At 55.0% G+C, this 20,074-nt stretch carries 18 protein-coding genes and 1 pseudogene; 8 read left to right on the top strand and 11 right to left on the bottom strand.

What is annotated here, in order from left to right:
* Positions 1-19: 19 nt before the first annotated feature.
* Together radA and alr are read right to left on the bottom strand one after the other, a co-directional pair.
* A pseudogene (gene radA / locus ACZ1HV_RS04675) lies at positions 20-1,413 on the bottom strand (DNA repair protein RadA).
* A 20-nt stretch (positions 1,414-1,433) separates the two neighbouring features.
* Complete coding sequence (gene alr / locus ACZ1HV_RS04670) at positions 1,434-2,576, bottom strand: alanine racemase (RefSeq protein ID WP_472717457.1); 1,143 nt, start codon at positions 2,574-2,576, stop codon at positions 1,434-1,436.
* 95 nt (positions 2,577-2,671) lie between these two features.
* On the opposite strand from alr, the gene ACZ1HV_RS04665 reads away from it, so the two are divergent.
* Entirely contained in the window at positions 2,672-2,995 is a 324-nt protein-coding gene (locus tag ACZ1HV_RS04665) for a hypothetical protein (RefSeq protein WP_298957868.1), read from the top strand.
* Between the two features lie 168 nt (positions 2,996-3,163).
* Here ACZ1HV_RS04665 and ACZ1HV_RS04660 read toward each other — a convergent pair whose 3' ends face one another.
* From ACZ1HV_RS04660 to rpsF, 4 genes are all read right to left on the bottom strand, one after another.
* On the bottom strand, positions 3,164-4,648 hold the full coding sequence (locus tag ACZ1HV_RS04660; protein WP_298814464.1) for a replicative DNA helicase: 1,485 nt from the start codon (positions 4,646-4,648) through the stop codon (positions 3,164-3,166).
* Positions 4,649-5,015: 367 nt separating this feature from the next.
* Entirely contained in the window at positions 5,016-5,609 is a 594-nt protein-coding gene (rplI, locus tag ACZ1HV_RS04655; protein ID WP_472717456.1) for a 50S ribosomal protein L9, read from the bottom strand.
* Between the two features lie 117 nt (positions 5,610-5,726).
* Positions 5,727-5,975: a 30S ribosomal protein S18 gene (gene rpsR / locus ACZ1HV_RS04650; protein WP_207139517.1), complete on the bottom strand. Its 249-nt coding sequence runs from the start codon at positions 5,973-5,975 to the stop codon at positions 5,727-5,729.
* A 6-nt stretch (positions 5,976-5,981) separates the two neighbouring features.
* On the bottom strand, positions 5,982-6,401 hold the full coding sequence (gene rpsF / locus ACZ1HV_RS04645; protein ID WP_298814445.1) for a 30S ribosomal protein S6: 420 nt from the start codon (positions 6,399-6,401) through the stop codon (positions 5,982-5,984).
* Positions 6,402-6,925: 524 nt separating this feature from the next.
* Between rpsF and fabD the strand changes: the two genes are divergently transcribed.
* The 7 genes from fabD (at position 6,926) to gmk (ending at position 13,422) form a co-directional block, all read left to right on the top strand.
* Entirely contained in the window at positions 6,926-7,870 is a 945-nt protein-coding gene (gene fabD / locus ACZ1HV_RS04640) for an ACP S-malonyltransferase (RefSeq protein WP_472717455.1), read from the top strand.
* Between the two features lie 71 nt (positions 7,871-7,941).
* The gene (gene fabG / locus ACZ1HV_RS04635) at positions 7,942-8,679 is read left to right on the top strand and encodes a 3-oxoacyl-[acyl-carrier-protein] reductase (protein WP_472717454.1); all 738 of its coding nucleotides are present in this window, start codon (positions 7,942-7,944) and stop codon (positions 8,677-8,679) included.
* Between the two features lie 246 nt (positions 8,680-8,925).
* Positions 8,926-9,159, top strand: coding sequence for an acyl carrier protein (locus ACZ1HV_RS04630; protein WP_008194310.1), 234 nt, complete (start codon positions 8,926-8,928; stop codon positions 9,157-9,159).
* Positions 9,160-9,246: 87 nt separating this feature from the next.
* Positions 9,247-10,512: a beta-ketoacyl-ACP synthase II gene (fabF, locus tag ACZ1HV_RS04625; RefSeq protein WP_298814432.1), complete on the top strand. Its 1,266-nt coding sequence runs from the start codon at positions 9,247-9,249 to the stop codon at positions 10,510-10,512.
* Between the two features lie 128 nt (positions 10,513-10,640).
* Entirely contained in the window at positions 10,641-11,771 is a 1,131-nt protein-coding gene (gene mltG / locus ACZ1HV_RS04620; protein WP_472717453.1) for an endolytic transglycosylase MltG, read from the top strand.
* Positions 11,772-11,812: 41 nt separating this feature from the next.
* Positions 11,813-12,706 carry a YicC/YloC family endoribonuclease gene (locus ACZ1HV_RS04615; RefSeq protein ID WP_298814426.1) on the top strand — a complete coding sequence of 298 codons (894 nt, stop codon included), beginning with the start codon at positions 11,813-11,815 and terminating at the stop codon, positions 12,704-12,706.
* Between the two features lie 5 nt (positions 12,707-12,711).
* Positions 12,712-13,422 (top strand): guanylate kinase, encoded by a 711-nt coding sequence (gmk, locus tag ACZ1HV_RS04610; protein WP_472717452.1) that lies wholly within the window; start codon positions 12,712-12,714, stop codon positions 13,420-13,422.
* Positions 13,423-13,438: 16 nt separating this feature from the next.
* On the opposite strand, the gene ACZ1HV_RS04605 is transcribed toward gmk, so the two are convergent.
* The 5 genes from ACZ1HV_RS04605 to ACZ1HV_RS04585 form a co-directional block, all read right to left on the bottom strand.
* Positions 13,439-14,362 (bottom strand): LysR family transcriptional regulator, encoded by a 924-nt coding sequence (locus tag ACZ1HV_RS04605; RefSeq protein WP_298957857.1) that lies wholly within the window; start codon positions 14,360-14,362, stop codon positions 13,439-13,441.
* A 297-nt stretch (positions 14,363-14,659) separates the two neighbouring features.
* The gene (gene rsmA, locus ACZ1HV_RS04600) at positions 14,660-15,511 is read right to left on the bottom strand and encodes a 16S rRNA (adenine(1518)-N(6)/adenine(1519)-N(6))-dimethyltransferase RsmA (protein WP_298814417.1); all 852 of its coding nucleotides are present in this window, start codon (positions 15,509-15,511) and stop codon (positions 14,660-14,662) included.
* A 17-nt stretch (positions 15,512-15,528) separates the two neighbouring features.
* Positions 15,529-16,548: a 4-hydroxythreonine-4-phosphate dehydrogenase PdxA gene (gene pdxA, locus ACZ1HV_RS04595; RefSeq protein ID WP_298814414.1), complete on the bottom strand. Its 1,020-nt coding sequence runs from the start codon at positions 16,546-16,548 to the stop codon at positions 15,529-15,531.
* A 6-nt stretch (positions 16,549-16,554) separates the two neighbouring features.
* Entirely contained in the window at positions 16,555-17,475 is a 921-nt protein-coding gene (locus tag ACZ1HV_RS04590; RefSeq protein WP_298814411.1) for a SurA N-terminal domain-containing protein, read from the bottom strand.
* 220 nt (positions 17,476-17,695) lie between these two features.
* Positions 17,696-20,071, bottom strand: coding sequence for an LPS-assembly protein LptD (locus ACZ1HV_RS04585; protein WP_298814406.1), 2,376 nt, complete (start codon positions 20,069-20,071; stop codon positions 17,696-17,698).
* Positions 20,072-20,074 lie beyond the last annotated feature (3 nt).

The following is a 20,074-nucleotide window of genomic DNA, read 5'->3' as shown; positions in this document are numbered from 1 at the left end:
AAACCCGGCGCATAATGCGTCAGGTCCGCCCTGAAGCACTAGCCTCCGCCGAAAGTTTGGCAACAAAGTCCCCAAGTTCCGGCAGCCCTGTGGCTTTGAAAGCCGATGCGGCGCCGTCCTTCAGGTTCCCTTCCGGACAATAGGCCTGATCGAAGCCGAGTTTTTCCGCTTCTTTCAGCCTGGATTGGGCCTGGGCGACTGGCCGGATGGCACCTGACAGGCTGACTTCGCCGAAATAGACGCAATTGGACGGAAGGGCAAGCCCGCTGAGTGAAGAGACCAGGGCAGCCGCAACAGCAAGATCGGCGCCGGGCTCATTGATTTTCAATCCACCCGCGACATTCAGATAGACATCATGTTGCGAAAAACGCACGCCGCATCGTGCTTCCAGCACGGCAAGTATCATCGACAAACGAGCGCTGTCCCAACCGATAACCGCGCGGCGTGGTGTTCCGAGTGAAGATTGGGCAACAAGCGCCTGAATTTCGATCAGCAGAGGCCGTGAGCCTTCCAGACCGGCAAAAACCGCGGCCCCCGGTGCGGAGGTATTGCGATCTCCCAGGAACAACGCAGAAGGATTTGGCACTTCCACCAGTCCTTTGCCGGTCATTTCGAAGACACCTATTTCATCGGTGGCGCCGAAGCGGTTCTTCACAGAGCGCAATATCCGGTACTGGTGCGCGCCATCGCCTTCGAAATAGAGGACTGCATCGACCATGTGTTCCACGACCCTGGGGCCTGCAATCTGGCCGTCTTTGGTCACGTGACCGACCAGAACCAGCGTGGTTCCATTCTTTTTGGCATACCGGACCATCGCCTGAGCCGATGCACGCACCTGCGTGACAGCACCGGGGGAGAATCGACCTGGTCGGTCCAGAGCGTTTGCACTGAATCGAGAATCAGAAGTGCAGGAGCGGTATCGGCCTCAAGCGTTGCAAGAATATCTTCCACACTGGTCTCTGCCGCCAGAGCAACAGGGGCATCGGCCAGGCCAAGCCTTTCGGCCCTGAGCCGTACCTGGCCAATGGCTTCTTCGCCCGAAATATAAATCGTCTTGTGACCGAGATGAGCCAGCTGGGCAGCTGCCTGGATTAGGAGTGTCGATTTTCCGATGCCTGGGTCACCACCGACAAGCAATGCCGAACCGCGCACAAATCCGCCACCTGTGACCCGATCGAGTTCGGCGACCTTTGTCTCGCATCGCGGTGCTTCCTTGCTGTCTCCTGTCAGACCGACCAGCGGTACAACCCGTCCCTTGCTGCGGGAGGCACGGCTAGGGCCGCCGCCCACACCGCCACCGGTCTGTTCTTCGACAATCGTGTTCCAGTCGCCGCAGGATTCGCAGCGGCCGACCCACTTTGCGGAAACTGCGCCGCAGGATTGGCAAACAAAGGAAGTCGAGCGCCGCGCCATTGCCGTTTATCAAGCTCCGATCAGGAGAGGGGCCCGTAGACGCGTTCAAAACGACGCCCGAGGCTGGTCAGGTATTCATAGTCGATGGTCTCCGCATAAGCCGCAATCTCCGCCGCCGCAACATTTGGTCCGAGCATTTCCACAAACGCACCGCGTTGAAGAAGGTGCTCGGGCACGTCCGTGACGTCCAGCGTAATCATGTCCATGGAAATACGTCCGAGGATCGGTGTCTTGTGGCCACCGATCATGCCGAACCCACCTGGCTGATCATCGCTGGAGCTGGCGCGCCGCAACATGCCGTCCGCATATCCTGCCGCTATGACAGCATTCCGGAGCGGGCGACGGGCCGTCTGCTTTGCCCCGTAACCGATTGTGTCGCCTTCGGGCACGTCGCGCACGATCATGATCCGTGCCTCAACCTTGGCAACAGGCTTCATCGGATTGGGAGCTGTCTCTATCGCCTGACCACCGTAAAGTGCGATACCGGGCCGGACCAGATCGAAGTGGTATTCCGGCCCCATCAAGATCCCTGCTGAGTTTGCCAACGACTTCGGAATGGACGGGAAGGGCGCGGTGAGTTCACGAAACCGATCGAGCTGTTCCCGGTTCATGGGATGGTCGGGAACAGAGCCGCAGGCCAGATGGCTCATGATAAGCGGCGGTTTGAAGGGACCAAGCAGATCCTTGTCCTGCATGGAGGTTCGAAACTCTTCCGGCGAGAGCCCAAGGCGATGAATGCCGGTGTCAACGTGAACTGCAGCATCAAGATTTTTGCCAGCGGACCTGCAGACCCCGGCCCATTCTTCCAATTCTTCAAGAGAGCCCAGAACGGGTCGAATATTCTGGTCAAGAAAGTGTTCGGCGGTCCCGGGAAGCAAGCCGTCAAGGACGTAAATTGTTGCCTCAGGCAAGATCCGCCGAAGTTCAACAGCTTCCGTCGGAACGGCTGTAAAAAAGGTCCGGCAGCCTGCTTCGAAAAGGCAAGGGGCAACTTTGTCCTGACCGGTGCCATAAGCGTCGGCCTTGATGGCGGCCGCGCATTCAGTTTCGCCGATGAGCCTGTTGTTGAGATCTGACCAGTTTGCCGCAATGGCGTTCAAATCGATAGTCAACCGGCCACCATAAAGTTCGGCAGGGAATGATGAATGGTGATACGGCGACACGATGCGCTTTGGTCTCCAGCCAGAATCAGTGAATGCTCAATAGACGAGAGTTTAGCGCATCAGAGACTGGGAATGCCATTGCTGAGATCTGCAAGATGGCGAAATGGACATCAATCCATGTAGAGGAATTCGACCCCGGTCTCGCCACTTCGAATCCACCGAATTTCGGCGTAAAAACGCAGTCTGCGGCTTTCAACTTCAATTGTGACACGTTGCCCGGGCTCAAGCCCCTTGGTATTCGTGGCAAGGCGGCATCCACCCACGCTGATATCTTCCACAACGCAAGGACGGTGCGCTCCTTCCTGCTTGAGCAACCCGGGCCACTTGCACCTTTTGCGGGGGAAAATCCTCGCTTCTTCCAGGAGTTTTTGTTTCGAAGAATACAAGTGGTTTCGCCTGAAATGCACTGTGGGAAATAATCAGCAACGAACCATATCTATAGTTGTTTAACAGCGCTTTAAGTTTGCAATTCGCGCTTTCTAGTTGCGGATGTTTTCAGGTGAGGCCTGACTGCCCCTGTCTCTTGTTGCAATGGCAGTTGTTTCCAACTGCCATCTGTCCTGTCGACTTTTGCATTTGCGGCAAAGCTATTCATACCTCTGCGGCAAGTGGTCGTCCTCTGCAAGGTCGGAGAAACGGGTGAATTCGCCCTGGAAGTGCAGGTTGGCTGAGCCTGTCGGTCCGTGACGTTGCTTGGCGATGATTACCTCTGCCTTGCCTTTGGCTGCATCGTGCTTGGCTTCCCAGGCTGCATATTCAGGTGATCCGACCTCTGGTTCGGTCTTCGACAGATAGTATTCTTCACGATACACGAACAGCACCACATCGGCGTCCTGCTCGATGGAACCGGATTCACGCAGATCCGACATCATCGGACGTTTGTCGTCTCGCGATTCAACCTGACGGGAAAGCTGTGACAGCGCGATGATCGGTACGTTGAGTTCCTTTGCCAACGCTTTCAATCCGGTGGTGATCTCGGTGATTTCCTGAACGCGGTTGCCGGAGTTCTTGGCTGAACCGGAAAGAAGCTGGATATAGTCGACTACCAAAAGATCCAGGCCGCGCTGGCGTTTCAAGCGCCGTGCCTTGGCGACAAGCGACGCGATGGAGATACCGCCGGTCTGGTCGACATGAAGTGGCACGGCTTGCATGGTCTGAGCGCAAGCTGCGAGTTTTTCAAACTCCGCTTCCGTAATGTCTCCGCGGCGGATTTTGGAAGACGATATCTCGGCCTGCTCGGAGATAATACGTGTTGCGAGCTGTTCGGCTGACATCTCGAGGGAGAAGAACCCGACCACACCGCCATTCACGGTTTTTATCGAACCGTCCTGCTGCTCTTCCGACTTGTAGGACTGAGCGATGTTATAGGCGATGTTGGTGGCAAGCGATGTCTTGCCCATTGCGGGTCGGCCGGCAAGGACAATAAGATCCGAATGCTGCAATCCGCCCATCAGTCTGTCGAGTTCTCGTAAGCCGGTGGAGATGCCCGAGAGCGCCCCCTCACGATTATAGGCCGCATGCGCCATTTCGATGGTTTCAGACAACGCATCGCCAAAGGCAACGAACCCGCCTTCGGAGCGTCCGGTCTCCGCCAATTCGAACAACCGGCGCTCGGCATCGTCGATCTGCTGTCCCGGCGGTACGTCGATCGGGGCGTCAAATGCGATGTTGACCATGTCTTCGCCGATCCGGATCAGGTTCCGGCGAATGGCGAGGTCATAGATCGCGCGGCCATAGTCTTCGGCGTTGATGATGGAGGCTGCGTCTCCAGCAAGCCTCAGCAAGAACTGTGTGGCCGACAGATCTGCGATTTTGGCGTCTGCAGGGTAGAAGGTCTTGAGCGTTATCGGAGAGGCGGTTTTGCCTGCTCTGATAAGATGGCCGATCTTTTCGTAGATGTCCTGATGTGAAGGAACAAAGAAGTGGTGCGGTTCCAGAAAATCGGAAACCCTGTAAAAGGTTTCGTTGTTCACCAGAATTGCGCCCAGAAGCTGCCGTTCGGCTTCCGCGTTATGCGGCGCCAGGCGTTGGATGTCTTCTTCCGTTTCGACCTTCTGCAACGTGCCCTTCATTTCGTCCCCCGATGACCCAAGTTCATTCGGAATACTCTCTGTTGAGGGGCCGCTCAAGCACCAAAAAGAGCAGTTTTTGATTCTTCATGAGATCCACAGATCAACGGGGAAAGAGTCGAATCCTGCTTGACTCTAAAGTCGATTGAAGACTCAAGGCTGTAGCTCTTAGTGTTTGAAATCAAACAATTTTTTGAAAAAGTAAATGGAAAGTTAACAATTTTGCCATGAGTTTCAAGGCGTTGAATGAGACTTTGAATTCACAAAATGAAGCGGCTTGTAGATGATCGGAAATAAACTGCTGGCAAAAGAAAAACGGCGCTGAAAACAGCGCCGTTGATCTTTAGCCGGTGAAGTTGAATTAAAGCCCTCAGGCTTCTTCTTCAGCTGAAACTTCTTCGGTTGCTTCAGCGCCTTCTTCGGCGCCTTCCTCTTCTGCTTCTTCGTCCTCTTCGAATTCGAAGACATCCTGTTCAGGTGTGGTGAGGTCTTCACCAGCAGCCTGACGGACAGCTTCGTCTTCCGAACGGGCGACATTGACAGAGATGCTGACCTCGACTTCCGGATGAAGCTGGATCAGAACCGAGTGCAGGCCGATGGTTTTGATCGGTGTCCGCAGTTCAACCTGATTGCGGGCAACGCTGAAGCCGCTTTCGGTAAGGCCATCAGCGATGTCGCGTGTAGATACGGAACCGTAGAGCTGTCCGGTCTCGCCCGCTGAACGGATCATGACCAGGGATTCGCCGTCGAGCTTGGAAGCAACTGCTTCTGCCTCAGACTTACGCTCAAGGTTGCGTGCTTCAAGCTGGGTGCGTTCACGCTCAAAACGCTCAAGATTGGCTTTGTTGGCGCGCAGTGCCTTGCCTTGCGGCAGAAGGTAGTTACGAGCATAGCCGTCGCGCACACGGACTTTGTCGCCCATTTGGCCAAGCTTGGCGATACGCTCAAGAAGGATAACTTGCATGTCTATCTCCTACTGTCCCATTGGAAGATCCAATGGTTAGAGACCGTTTTCCCGCGGTCCCAATTCGGGTCTCCCGGGAAAACCCGGGAGAACAGCATTTCTGATGGCCAGAAACGCTTAGCTGATCACGAAGGGCAGCAGGCCGAGAAGGCGAGCGCGTTTGATTGCGCGGGCCAGCTCACGCTGTTTCTTCGCCGAAACCGCGGTGATGCGGCTCGGGACAATCTTGCCGCGCTCGGAAATGTAGCGTTGCAGCAAACGGATGTCTTTGTAGTCGATCTTCGGTGCGTTCGAACCGGAGAACGGGCAAGTCTTCCGGCGACGGAAGAAGGGACGGCGGCTCGGAAGCTGTGCAACATCAACCATTGTCTCTTACTCCTCTTCGGTCCGGCGCGGTGGACGGCTACCACCAGGACGCTCGCCACGGTCACCACGGTCGCCACGTCCACCACCACGGCGGTCGTCACGGTCGCGTTTCTGCATCATTGCAGAAGGCTCTTCGTCCAGCTCGTCGACACGGAAAGTCATGTGACGCAGGACGTCTTCGCTCAGACCCATCTGGCGTTCCATCTCGGCAACAGCTGCATGCGGTGCTTCGATGTTCATCAGGGTGTAGTGAGCCTTGCGGTTTTTCTTGATGCGGTAAGTGAGAGTACGAAGACCCCAGTTTTCGATTTTTCCGACTTTTCCGCCGGCGCCTTCGATCAGGCCCTTGTACTGTTCGACAAGTTGTTCGACCTGTTGGGCCGAAACGTCCTGGCGCGCCAGGAACACGTGCTCATAAAGAGGCATGGAAACAAGCCTTTCCTCAAGTTGACAACACGAGATCTGGCGCAGAGCCTCCTCGCAACCCCGGAAAGGCACGAGAAATCTAACGAGAGCGGGAACACGGGAAGTCGGACCTTTTGAGAAAATCCTGGCTAGCGCCCTTCCGTTCAGCCCCCGGCCAAACCTCGGATGAAGCGGGCTCTATACTCCTTTCGGGGGAAAATGCAAGTCTTGCTGAAAGAAAACTGCGGACCATTGATCCCCTGCATCTCGAGGCGCACGTTCGCGATGATCTCACCGACTTCCGGCTTGTCGGGAATGCAAAGTTGGGTCGCTCATGTGTAAAGGACTAACAAATCGCGCAAAACCGACTGAAATTGAGAAATCATGGCACAAGGCCTTGACAGTGTGGTCAAGAGCGTATCATAGCCTCGCGCCAAGTTCGACTTCAGCCCATCCCCGGGTTGGTATGCCGCTTTCTTATTAAAGCCGGGCGCAGAACGCGAAAGCATTCCGGTCCCGTGCACGTGTCTCGGAGGCGATTTCAAATGACGATTGCATTCACATTCCCCGGCCAGGGCAGCCAGAGTGTTGGCATGGGCAAGGCGCTTGCGGATGCTTTTCCGGAAGCAAAAGCGGTTTTTGAGGAAGTCGATGAGGCTCTCGGCCAGAAACTGTCCGATATAATGTGGAGCGGTCCCGAGGATGCTCTGACGCTTACTGCAAACGCCCAGCCGGCGCTGATGGCGGTCAGTCTGGCAACGATGCGCGTTCTGGAAGCAAAAGGTCTCGAACTCAAATCTACAGCCGCGTTTGTCGCAGGTCATTCGCTTGGAGAATATTCGGCGCTTGCGGCTGCCGGCAGCCTCGACGTTGCCACCGCAGCAAGGCTTTTGCGGGTGAGAGGCGATGCCATGCAAAACGCCGTTCCTGTCGGTCAGGGAGCGATGGCGGCTCTTCTTGGTCTTGATTTTGAAACTGCACAGGAAGTCGCTGAAGATGCCGCCCAGGGTGAAGTCTGCCAGACTGCCAATGACAATGCGCCAGGACAAGTGGTCGTCTCAGGCCACCTGGCAGCCGTTGAGCGCGCGGTAGAGATTGCCAAGGCCAAGGGCGCGCGCCGTGCGGTGATGTTGCCGGTCAGTGCGCCGTTTCACTGTTCCCTCATGGAACCCGCCGCCGATGCTATGGCAGCGGCGCTTGCGGGCGCCGATATCAAGGCACCGTCAGTTCCTCTTGTGGCTAACGTTCTTGCTGCGCCGATTTCAGATCCGGCTGAAATTCGTGGTCGTCTTGTTGAACAGGTTACCGGAACCGTGCGTTGGCGTGAAAGCATCACCTGGCTTTCTGAAAACGGAGTTGAGACCTTTGTGGAAGCCGGAACCGGCAAGGTTCTGACCGGCATGGTCAGACGGATTGCCAAAGAGGCTACCGGTATAGCCGTCAATACTCCTGAAGACATCGACGTGCTTTTGGAAAAGCTTTCCGGATAGGCCGCTTTTTCTGTAGGTTTCACCATCAAGTGCCCCAAGCGGGGCAAGGACCGACGAGGGAAGGACCCCTAATGTTCAGTTTGGAAGGGAAAAACGCACTCGTTACTGGTGCGACCGGTGGCATCGGCGAAGCAATTGCCCGTGCATTGCATGCACAAGGTGCGACGGTTTCTCTGTCTGGAACACGGGCCGAAAAACTGGAGGCGCTCGCCGCCGACCTCGGCGAACGTGCGTTCGTAACGCCTGCCAACCTTTCTGATCGCGGGGCAGTCGATGCTCTTCTACCGCTTGCGGAAGAAAAGATGGGCTCGGTAGATGTTCTGGTCAACAACGCGGGTATCACCCGGGACAATATCTTCATGCGAATGAAGGATGATGAGTGGGACCAGGTGCTGGAAGTGAACTTGACCTCCGGTTTCCGTCTCTGTCGTGCGGCGATCAAGGGCATGATGAAGCGTCGTTCTGGGCGCATTGTTGGCATTACGTCGGTTGTCGGTGTCACGGGAAATCCGGGCCAGGTTAATTACTCCGCGGCAAAGGCCGGCATGATTGGCATGTACAAGTCTCTGGCCCGTGAAGTGGCAAGCCGGAACATCACCGTTAATACGATTGCGCCAGGTTTCATCGAAACTGCGATGACCGATGCGCTGAATGACAAGCAAAAAGAATCGATTTTGACCAGTGTCCCTGCCGGGCGTCTGGGCACTTCGGCTGAAATCGCTTCAGCCGCTCTTTATCTTGCCAGCGACGAAGCCGCCTATGTGACAGGGCAGACCCTGCATGTAAATGGTGGCATGGCAATGATTTAAAAGGAAAAATTGCCGAGAAGGCGAAATGAATCCGGGCCGCCGACAAGCGTTCTGGACCGGCTGGTAAAGGTCAACAAAGTGTGTTACCAACCCGCCGATTGTTACGAAATGCGCATTCAAGTCCGGTTTTCCGGTTTGGATGCGTATTGGCATCTTGAAGACCGCGATGTCGCGCCTCCGCTTTTTGGAAAACCGGTCAGGGGCAGGTCGCGAGATATGTTTAGAAGAAAACTAAGGAAGTGAAAGATGAGCGATATCGCGGATCGGGTAAAGAAAATCGTCGTTGAGCACCTCGGTGTTGACGCAGAAAAAGTTGTAGAAGGCGCAAGCTTCATCGACGACCTGGGTGCGGACAGCCTTGACACCGTTGAGCTGGTCATGGCCTTCGAAGAAGAATTCGGCGTAGAAATCCCGGATACAGCAGCAGAAACCATTCTCACTGTGGGCGATGCTGTCAAATTCCTGGAAGCCAACAAGTAAGGGCATTGCCCTTCTTTTTGTGAATGTATGAAGATCGGGCCGGCGGGGATATGCTCCGCCAGGCCCTTCAACAGTAAGTGCGGGTGTATGAGGCGAGTAGTCGTAACTGGGTTGGGCATGGTCACGCCGCTTGGCAGCGGTGTCGATGTCACTTGGAAAAAGATCCTCGAAGGTAAGAGCGGGGCCAACAAGGTCGACAATTTCAAGGTTGACGACCTGGCCTGTCAGATTGCCTGTCAGATACCGCGCGATACTGCTGAAGAAGGCGCGTTCAATCCTGATGACTGGATGGACGTCAAGGAACAGCGCAAAGTCGACGACTTCATCGTCTACGCAATGGCAGCTGCCGATCAAGCCATGGCGGATTCCGGTTTCAAGGCTGAAACTTATGATCAGCAAGCCAGATCAGGCGTACTGATCGGGTCCGGTATCGGCGGGCTTCAGGGGATTGAACAAGGTGCTCATCTGCTGGCTGAAAAAGGGCCGCGCAGGGTAAGCCCGTTTTTTATTCCTGGTCGTCTGATCAACTTGGCCGGTGGTTACGTTTCAATTCGCCACAGCCTGAAGGGCCCGAACCATGCGGTTGTGACTGCTTGCTCGACGGGCGCACATGCTATTGGCGACGCTTCCCGGCTGATTGCGTTCGGCGATGCCGATGTGATGGTTGCTGGCGGCACTGAGTCTCCGGTCTGCCGACTGGCTCTTGCCGGATTTGCAGCTTGTCGTGCGTTGTCCACCGCATTTAACGACACACCGGAAAAGGGCTCACGGCCGTATGACGTCGCTCGTGACGGGTTCGTCATGGGTGAGGGGGCCGGTGTTGTCGTGCTGGAAGAATACGAACATGCGGTCAAGCGCGGTGCAAACATCTATGCTGAGGTCATCGGATACGGCCTCTCGGGAGACGCCTACCATATCACGGCTCCTTCCTCTGACGGCGATGGTGCATACCGCTGCATGGCAGCCGCATTAAAGCGTGCTGAAGTTACTCCCGCGGATATCGACTATGTGAACGCGCATGGAACTTCAACGCCGCTCGGTGATGAGATTGAGCTCGGTGCTGTCACACGCCTTGCTGGCGAACATGCTTCAGGTCTGACCATGTCATCGACCAAGTCTTCGATTGGCCATTTGCTTGGGGCCGCCGGCGCCGTGGAATCCATATTCTCCGTCCTGGCAATTCGTGACGGTATGGCCCCGCCGACGATCAATCTTGACAATCCGTCCGTTGAAACGGAAATCGATCTGGTTGCGCACAAGCCGAAGAAGATGGACATCGACGTGGCCTTGTCGAACTCATTCGGCTTTGGTGGCACAAATGCTTCGCTCGTCTTCCGCAAAGTTGCCGCATAACCCATTCAAATTCTCCCCAGCCGGGTACGATTCGTCAAAATCCCGGCTCGGGAAATTGATTGTGACAACTGATCCGATTGAGCTCATTATCCCGGATGTGAGGCTCGATCCTGGAGGTGCCGCTAAACATGCGCATTAAGCCTAAAAGCCCGCGTGAAGCCCTGCAGCCTGAACCTGCGCCAGAGCCGCCGCAGCGGTCGAGGCATGTCCGCAACCCCCTTGTAATTTTGATCAATCTTGTGATCACGCTGGCGGTCTTCGGTCTCGCGGCGGTTGGCGGTGCCCTGTACTTTGGGAAAGAGAAGTTCGAAGAGGGCGGTCCGCTTCAACAGGACGCCACGGTCGTCATATCCTCCGGCGCGGGCCTTACGGGCATCACCAATCGGCTTTCCGGGCAAGGTGTCATCGGCGACAGCCTGATCGATGAATGGATCTTCAATCTTGGAATCCGGTTCTACAAGAACGCGACCAAATTGAAGGCCGGAGAATATGCGTTTGCGCCTGGCGTTTCGATGCAGCAGGTAATGACCGATCTTGTCGAAGGCAACGCAGTTGTCCACTCGGTGACAATTCCTGAGGGCTGGACCACGGCACAGATCCTCGAGCGCGTGCGTGAGCACCCGATCCTCACCGGTGAAATCACGGAAGTTCCCGTTGAAGGTGAATTGCTTCCCAATACCTATACTTTTGCCCGCGGCGCTGCCCGTCAGGATGTACTGAACCAGATGAAGGCAGCACAGGAAAAATTGCTTGCCGAGGTTTGGGAACGCAGAACCGAGGGCCTTCCTGTTGAGACGCCTGAAGAATTGGTGATCCTTGCGTCAATCGTTGAAAAGGAAACGGCGTTGGCGGATGAACGTCCGCGCGTGGCAGGTGTTTTCGTCAATCGCTTGAACAAAAACATGCGTTTGCAGTCCGATCCAACCATACTTTATGGCCTTTATGGTGGTGAGGCTTGGTTGAAGGATCGTTCGGCTATCAAGCAATCAGAACTGCGTGCCGAAAACGACTACAACACTTATCAGATCGACGGTCTGCCGCCTGGTCCGATAGGCAATCCCGGTCGAGCGGCTATGGAAGCGGTGGCAAACCCGTCGCGAACGCAGGATCTGTTTTTTGTCGCAGACGGCACCGGTGGGCATGTTTTCGCCGAGACGTATGAACAGCATCAGGCGAATGTTCGCAAATGGCGCGAGATCGAACGTGAACGCCGGCAGGCAGAACAAGAACAGACGACCCAGCCGGACACATCGAATTAGTCGGGGCTGCGAGCCCGATCACAACAAATCCGGAGGGGGCAATGGCGCTAGCCAGCATGACAGGGTTTGCGAGGTCGATTGGAGAATCCGGTCCGGTACGCTGGACCTGGGAACTCAGATCGGTCAACGGCAAATCTCTTGATCTTCGTATTAGAATCCCGACCGGCCTCGAAACCCTTGAACCCAAGATCAGAGAACGTTGCGCAAAGGTGCTGAGGCGAGGCAACGTCTCGATCGGCCTTTCGATGAACCGGGACCAGTCTGAGCAACAGTTTCAGGTGAACGAATCTGCGCTGGAAGCGGTTTTGACTACAATCGAGCTTCTGAAAAATCGTGTTCCTGAGCTTGCACCTCCGTCAGTCGACGGAATTCTGTCTCAAAAAGGTGTCTTCGAACTCAAGGAACCAGAGGACGACGAGGTTGCGCAATTGGCTCTGCATAATGCGCTCTTAACGTCACTGGACGCTGCCCTGATCGACCTTGTGGACATGCGGCACACCGAAGGCAGGGCAATCGGGTCAGTTGTTCGCGACCAGATCGACAGGATTGCCGACTTGACGCACGCCGCCGAAGGTCTGCCGGCACGCAAGCCCGAGGCAATCAAGGCAAGACTGAAAAAGCAGCTGACCGAATTGCTGGATGCGGCCGAGGGGCAACTGGATCCTCAGCGACTTCATCAAGAAGCGGTATTTCTTGCGACCAAGGCGGACATTCGCGAGGAACTCGATAGATTGCATGCTCATGTCGCTGCCGTCAGAGAATTGATGGATAGTGGCGGTGCAATTGGCAGACGCCTGGACTTCCTGGCGCAGGAATTTAACCGCGAAGCGAACACTTTGTGTTCCAAGTCCAATGATGTTGATCTGACTGCGATCGGGCTGGACTTGAAGGCGGTCATCGATCAAATGCGCGAGCAGATACAAAACCTGGAGTGAGCCAAATGACCGACGCAGCTGTTGGGACGACCGCCGGGACCACCGTCAGTGCTGAACAGGCTGAGCAACAGCGCCGGGGCCTGATGCTTGTTTTGTCGTCTCCTTCCGGCGCAGGCAAATCGACGATTGCCCGCCTGCTTCTGGAAAAGGAGGACAATCTGGCGTTGTCGATTTCCGTGACGACGCGCGCGCGTCGTTCAAGCGAAGTTGATGGTGTCCATTACCATTTTCTGGACGGCAAGCGCTTTGAGCAAATGCGCGATTCAGACGAGCTGCTTGAATGGGCCGAGGTACACGGAAACTACTACGCGACGCCCAGAGGGCCGGTTGAAAACGCGATCGAAAACGGGCGCGATATTCTCTTCGACATTGATATTCAAGGAACGTTTCAGCTGTTCGACAAGATGCGTGACGATGTCGTGTCTGTTTTCATTCTGCCGCCATCGATTGCCGAGATGAAGTCGCGACTGAAACGGCGTGCGGAAGATTCTGACGAGATTATCGCAAAACGCATGAAAACTGCGGTCGGAGAAATGCGCCACTGGTCGAAATACGACTATGTGGTTGTCAATGACGATCTGGAGCGGGCCTATGAGAATGTCCGCGCCATTTTGAAGGCAGAAAGACTGAAACAGTTCCGGTCACCTAAAATCGGCCCGCTCATCCAGGGGATGGTCGACGATTTGGAGACAGAGCTCGGAGAAGTCAAAGCCTGAAGGCCAGAGTGCTCTTTCATTTTGGATTGTTGGGCCTTTGAAGGCTTTGAGATGTTTCGGCATAGCGTTGCCGATAGAGAGCTGCGATCCGGTCTTTGACCTTGGCAAGATCCGGGTGCAGCCGCAGCCTTTCATGGAAGCTCATCCAGGAGTTTCCAAGCCCAAGTGGCTTTGCGTTCAAACGATGCAAATCTTCACTTTCGCCGATCCAGTCCGGCAAGATTCCCATGGCTTCGCCTGTTCGCAGAATGTCCAACAAGGCTCGAGAATTGTTGACGGCATATCTGCTGGGCTTTCCGTCCAATATGTCAGCGAGCAACCGGGAAGAGCGCAGCTTGGCTCTTGCGCCGCAATAACCTGCCCAAACCTGGTTTGACCAGGATGCGGGATCGTAGGCGTCCGCGTGTTTTCTGAGATAGGCGGAAGATGCGTAGGCGTAAAAGCCGCGTTCACCGAGTTTTTGCGCTATCAGGTGCGATTGCGTAGGAGGCAGGTTTCCTACCGCGATATCTGCCGAGTTTCGAGTGAGATCCCAAAAAGTGTCATCTGCATAAAGTTCGATACGGATGTTTCCGAGCCCTTCAACGAGCACCGGGACATGACGGGACAGAAAGTGTTGGCCCCATTCTCCCAAAGTGATCCGGCAAACTTGCTCAACATGTCCGGCTTTTTCAAAATCAACGGCTCGTTTGAAGTCGGCGGCACCACGCGCCATGGACCTTGCAACTTTGATAAGTCGTATGCCGCCTTCCGTCAGCACATAACCTGTTTGCCGTCTGTCAAACAATTGCACGCCGAGACGGTCTTCCAGTCGCGCAATATGCCGCCCAACGGTTGGTTGCGACAAGGCAAGCGTTTCTGCGGCGCGGCTGAGGCTCTCGTTCTCCGCGACTGCCAGAAACACACGAATGGTATCCCAATCGAAATCTATGTCATTCATAAATGAATAATAGCATGCAATTTCATTCAATTACATCGGCTTCGTTGTCTGACATTTTGCCACTGTCGCAAGGGAGGCAGATTATGATTTTCACCTGGCTCGAAACGCTCAAGCGTCAGCAGACCCGGAGACATCGCGCGTCGATTGCGCTGCGTAGCTTCCGTCAGGGTCTATCAGCCCATTTGCAGAAAGATATTGGCTTGAACGACCCCGAAACGCTCAGAAAGCGGCTTGAAAACAGTGCTCACGAGCGTGCCGTCAACCGGTTATCGACTTTCAGGTCGACTTGCTGGTTCATCAAAAGGCGGCGGCGTCCTTGAAGACATTGCCGAGTGCAACGAAACCTTCGATGTCGATTTCTTCGGCGCGAGCCGTTGGCCTCAGGCCCGTTTCTTCGATCAGGCTTTCAGCGTTTGGAGCAAGAGGCTTGAGGCTGGCACGCAGCATTTTCCGCCTCTGTCCGAATGCGGCCGCAGTTATTCGCTGCAGGGAATTCAGATCGCAGGGTAGAGGACTGCAGTTTGGTGTGAGATGCACAACCGCCGACGTCACCTTTGGTGGAGGTGTAAAAGCTTTGGGGCTGATGTCAAAGAGGATACCACCCTTGCAGCGCCAACCTGCCAACACGCCAAGCCGACCATAAGCCTTGGATCCGGGGGCGGCGGCAATCCGTTCTCCCACTTCCTTTTGAAACATCAAAGTCAGTGAAGACCAGAAGGGTGGCCAAGTTTCCGTGGTGATCCAGTTGATCAAGAGTTGAGTGCCGACATTATAGGGCAAATTGGCAGCAATGCGGACCTTGTCGCCTCCGGTTATTGAAACCGGGTCAATTTGAAGTGCGTCCCCTTCAATCACCTCAAGACGCCCGGGATAATGATCGGCAATCTGCGCAAGCGCCGGCAGGCAGCGGCTGTCTTTTTCGACCGCAACAACCTTTTTGGCCCCTGACGCCAGCAGTGCCCTTGTCAGTCCACCGGGGCCGGGACCAATCTCAAGAACCGTGCAGTCCTCAAGGCTCCCTGCTGAACGCGCAATTCGTGATGTAAGATTGAGATCGAGCAAAAAGTTCTGACCCAATGACTTTTTGGCATTGAGGCTGTGGTTCGCAATCACCTCACGAAGCGGCGGCAGGTCGTCGATTTGGGCCATCAGGTCCTGTCTGCGGTTTAAAGGCGTTCTGGATTGGCAAGCACTGATGCCATGCGCAGCGAGGCGGCAAAGCTGTCAATCCGCACGGACCCCGTGCCTGCAAGGCTGTAGGCAGTGCCGTGGTCCGGAGACGTCCGTACGAAAGGCAGACCAAGCGTGATATTGACGCTGTCATCAAAGCCAATTGTCTTGGCGGGAACGAGTACCTGATCGTGATACATACCCAGGACACAGTCATAAGTCTTGCGTGCTGCTGCGTGAAACAGGGTGTCCGCAGGATGGGGCCCAGTGGCGGTGATGCCCATGTCTACGAGCTTAGCAATTGCCGGTGCGACCACATCGCGATCTTCCGTTCCCATTGTCGCGTTTTCACCCGCATGTGGATTGAGGCCACAAATCGCCAGATGCGGGTCTGAATAGCCGAACCGGGTCTTGAGGTCACCAGCAGTGATGCGCGCAGTTTCGACGATCAGGTCGATTTCGAGTTTCTCCGGAACGTCTTTCAATGGGATATGAATGGTGACCGGGACCACCATTAGTTCCGGTCCCGCAATCATCATAACAGGATTTGCAGGTTGATCCGGCCAGTGTTTCTTTGCCAGATCACCCAGAAATTCGGTGTGACCGGGAAAACTGAAGCCGGTCTTATAGAGCGCTGCCTTGTTGATCGGGTTGGTAACAACTGCTGCTGCCAGACCATTTGCAGTGTCTTCCACACAGCGCTCGATTGATGTCACGATCGAATGTGCCGTTTCTTCCTGCTCTTCACCGGGCTTGTCTTCAATTGCAGGGCCCGTCTGCACAATTGGAAGGGACTTGGAGAAAGCGTGTCCAGCCTCCGCAGGACTGGCATCGTCCATACGCACATTCAGTCCAAGTCGAGCCGCACGGCTCTCGAAAAGAGCACGGTCACCGCGAACATAGAAGGGTGGCAACTGAAGCGATTTGCGGTTTTTCCAGGCAAGAAGAACCAAATCCGGGCCGATGCCAGCCGGTTCACCCATGCTGACCGCAAGCGGCAGAGGAGTGGGTTTCATATCAGATCAACGATAAATGATTGTCGCGCGGCGACGGACTTCAAGCAGATACCGACGGGACTGACGTTGGCTTTCTTCGCTGCGAATTTCGTTTTCAAGCTTGGTTCTGACGGCAATGTCGGAAGCTATTTCCCGTTTCCCGCAGACCGCAATCATTTCGTAGCCGACAGGAGAGTTGGACGGTTTGGTCAGTTTTCCCGGCTTCAGAGCAGAGATTTCTTCCATGAGGCCTTCCGGCAATTCTGTTTCCAACCTGCGGCCAATGGGTTGTACGACGACTTCGCTGTATTTTCCGAGCAGGGCTCCGGCATTATCGCAGCCGTCGAACGATGCACGGATCTGGTTGCTTTCGCTCTTGCGTTTCGATTTGAATCCACCGGAAGAATTTTTCGGGACTACAACGATGACACGCTTGAGATCATATTCGACAGACGTCCTGCGTTCTTCCTCATCTGTTTTCTGGAGCGCTGCGATGATGTCGGATTCGTCGACTTCGACACGACCGCTGAACTTTCGCCGCAACAACTGATTCCAGGCCAATTGAGCCTTAAGGCGTTTTTTCAGTGTGTCGGGTTGAACGCCACCCTGGCGCAGAGCCGAAGACAGCTTCGATGGTGTCATTTTGACACCGCGGGCAATGTTGTTGAATGCACCGTCGACTTCGCTTTGCGTCACTTCGATGCCGACACGATCCGCTTCAGCCAGTTTGATTTGATCATCTACGAGCTCTTCAGAGGCTTGACGCCGAGCGACTGAAGCTGATTTCCGCTGTGTGAGCGTGATCAGGCGCGCACGCTGCGTTATGTCGTAATCGGTAATCGGAACGTCGTTGACGATCACCTTGATAGCCGCGTGAGCCGGCATCGCCAACGGCGCTGCCAGGATCAGACCCAGGCTGAGGAAAATTGGGGCAAGACGAAGTCGCATTGATGAACCATCCGTGCTGGCCTTTGGCCGAACCGAAGTTTTAAGCATTTCGGTGGATTTTAGAAACCACCTGTCGCTTTGTTTTCTAGTGCCATGATGTTTCGCACATCATGGCCTTAATTTCAAAATTTCAGCAAATGTGGTGACAATTCGTGGCGGTAAGATGACCCAACGCATTTGTGATGGTCAAAACTCAACCGTTTCTAGCGGTAAACGTGTATCAGTTAAGAGCACCGCTTGATACTTGTGTATTGCCGATGGTTCTCAACCCGATCCGGAAATAAAGTGTTCTGTTCACTTCATCGCCATCATTCCGGCTGCGGTCTTCAGCGTAGGAAACGGAGAAGGAGAACCCTTCGTCGTCATAGCCGATACCGAATCCATCCTGCACGATATTGCTGTTTTGAAGGTCATAGCGCATTGAGCCGAAAACGCGCCAGTTTTCTTCAAGACGCAGGCTTGCCGATCCGAGCAATTCTTCACGAGGGTCGTCAATGCCGATATCGGGCTGTGCGTTCAGAAAGGCGTAGGCCATAGACGAAACAACCGGACCGTAGATCGCGCTTGCCTGGGCCTGTACACGGTTGACAGTCAGGTCTTCCTTGTCAAGCCGCGCCTGAGCGCCGACCTTCACGCCATAGCGGGTATCGATGTAGAGACTGCCTACATAGTCAGAGAGGTCTGTCTCTAGGCCGGAATCCTGCGTTGCACCGAGGATGTCGGGTGTCGCATATGAGTTTTCGCCCGCAATATGATAGGACCGGCCGAACAGACCGCTAACATAATAACCGCTATCAAGTTGCAGTTTGTAATTCAGGCCAACATTCAGCCGCGTTCCGCCTTCTGCACGGTCAAAGCCTGAGAATTTGTCGTAGTCGAACAAAGTTGTGGTGTCGAAGACGATGCTTTGCGCATCATCGTTCGGCAATTCACCGATCCGCTGTTCATTCGGACGGGCGACGATCTGGGCGACCGGCTCAAGTATCTGGTTGCCGCCGTTAAAGGTGGCGACAAATGGATAGCGGTATTCCATGCCGACCGCCGGCATGGCGCGTCCGACGAAACTCTCGCCGCTCAGCGCTGTCACATCCGCATCAGGCGAGGCAAGGAAGAACAGGTCGCCGCGCATATAGGCGAACGGTGTAAAGGTCTGCCCCAGGGGGTCAATGAACGTTTTGCGCCAGTTTCCTTTCAAGGAGAGACGCGAGAATGTTCCGTCAACACCTCGGAATTTGGGCGTTGTACCACCGTCAACCGAGAATGCATCGGTCTCATCGCGCGTCAGCGAGGTGAAGTTCGCAGTGAGTGCCAGTTCACCTGCAAGAACCGGATCGGCGAAAACATAATCATAATCGATCACCGGAAGGACAAGTGGCTGTTTGTCCTGAAGCGAGCTGCCGACAGAGGAGAAGCCATTCGCATTGAACTCACTGTCGGTGTAGTCCTCCTGGGAGATTTGATAGGCATAGCCCCTGACCGTCAGCGCATTGCTGTCCGTTCTGCCTTCCAGATAGATCTCCGAGGTGTCACCGTTTCCGCTGAAGCTTGTGAAGGAATAATCCTGGAAGAACTGGCGATCGCTTTTGTAGGTCACGTTCCAGCCTAGCGTCCAATCTTTTGCAAGACTGAAAGAACCCTTCGAATTGATGGCACCGCGCCAGCGTTCGTCAGCACGTGACGTTGTGAAGTTGTTCGGCTGCGCCTGATAAAGACCGGCACCCGAAAGGCTGATCTGACCTGACGAAAACCGATAGCGTGCCTCGACGTCACCAAAGACACCCTGTTTGGTCAAAGGGGTCAAAATGGTGGTGACATCATAGTTCGGGGCGAGGGCCCAATAGTAGGGAATCGTGACGCCATAGCCGAGCTTGTCGTTAATGACACCTTCGGGCATCAGGAAGCCCGACTTTCTCTTGACCGTCGGGTCCGGCATCGACAGGTAAGGCAGATAGGCAATCGGTTGCCCATAGACCTCAAAGGCTGCGTTCTCGAACCGGATCACCTTTTCCTGCTGGTTATGGATGATCTTTTCAGCTCTCACGCGCCAAAGCGGTGGTTTGTTCGGCGGGTTGGTCGGTTTCGTATAGACCGTATAGAGGCCATTATCGATCGTGGTGACATTGCTGCCTTCGCGCCGCGCCTGTTCGGCAATGAAACGCGTGCGCTTGGTCGTGTCGATCTGGAGCGCTTTGGCAAAGCCCTCGGAGAAGTCTTCTGACAACACCATTTCTTCAGTGCGTACAACAGTGCCGTTTGCTTCGATAAAAATGACATTGCCGGCTGCGCGCAGTTGCTGACTTTTGCGATCGAACACAATCTGCTGCGCCTGAACGGTGTTGCCGTCGTAGTAAACCTGCACATTGCCGGTCGCGACGATCAGGTCCCGGTCGAAGTCGTAGGTGATTTCTCTGGATTCAAGCAGAAGGTTCGCATCCGGATTTACGTCGTCGGCGAGGCCGGACACGAGATCCTGAGCTTTGGCGGTATCAGTTCCCGGAAAACAGACGGCAACGGTTATGGCGACTGCGCTTACCGCCGCCAGCAGGTTGCCCTTCTTGGACCAAATCTCTGTGTTCAGGAATGCTGCAAAAGACATCGC

It is taken from the genome of Roseibium sp. JB4-4, assembly GCF_055693425.1.
This window is presented reverse-complemented; position numbering and strand designations above follow the sequence as displayed.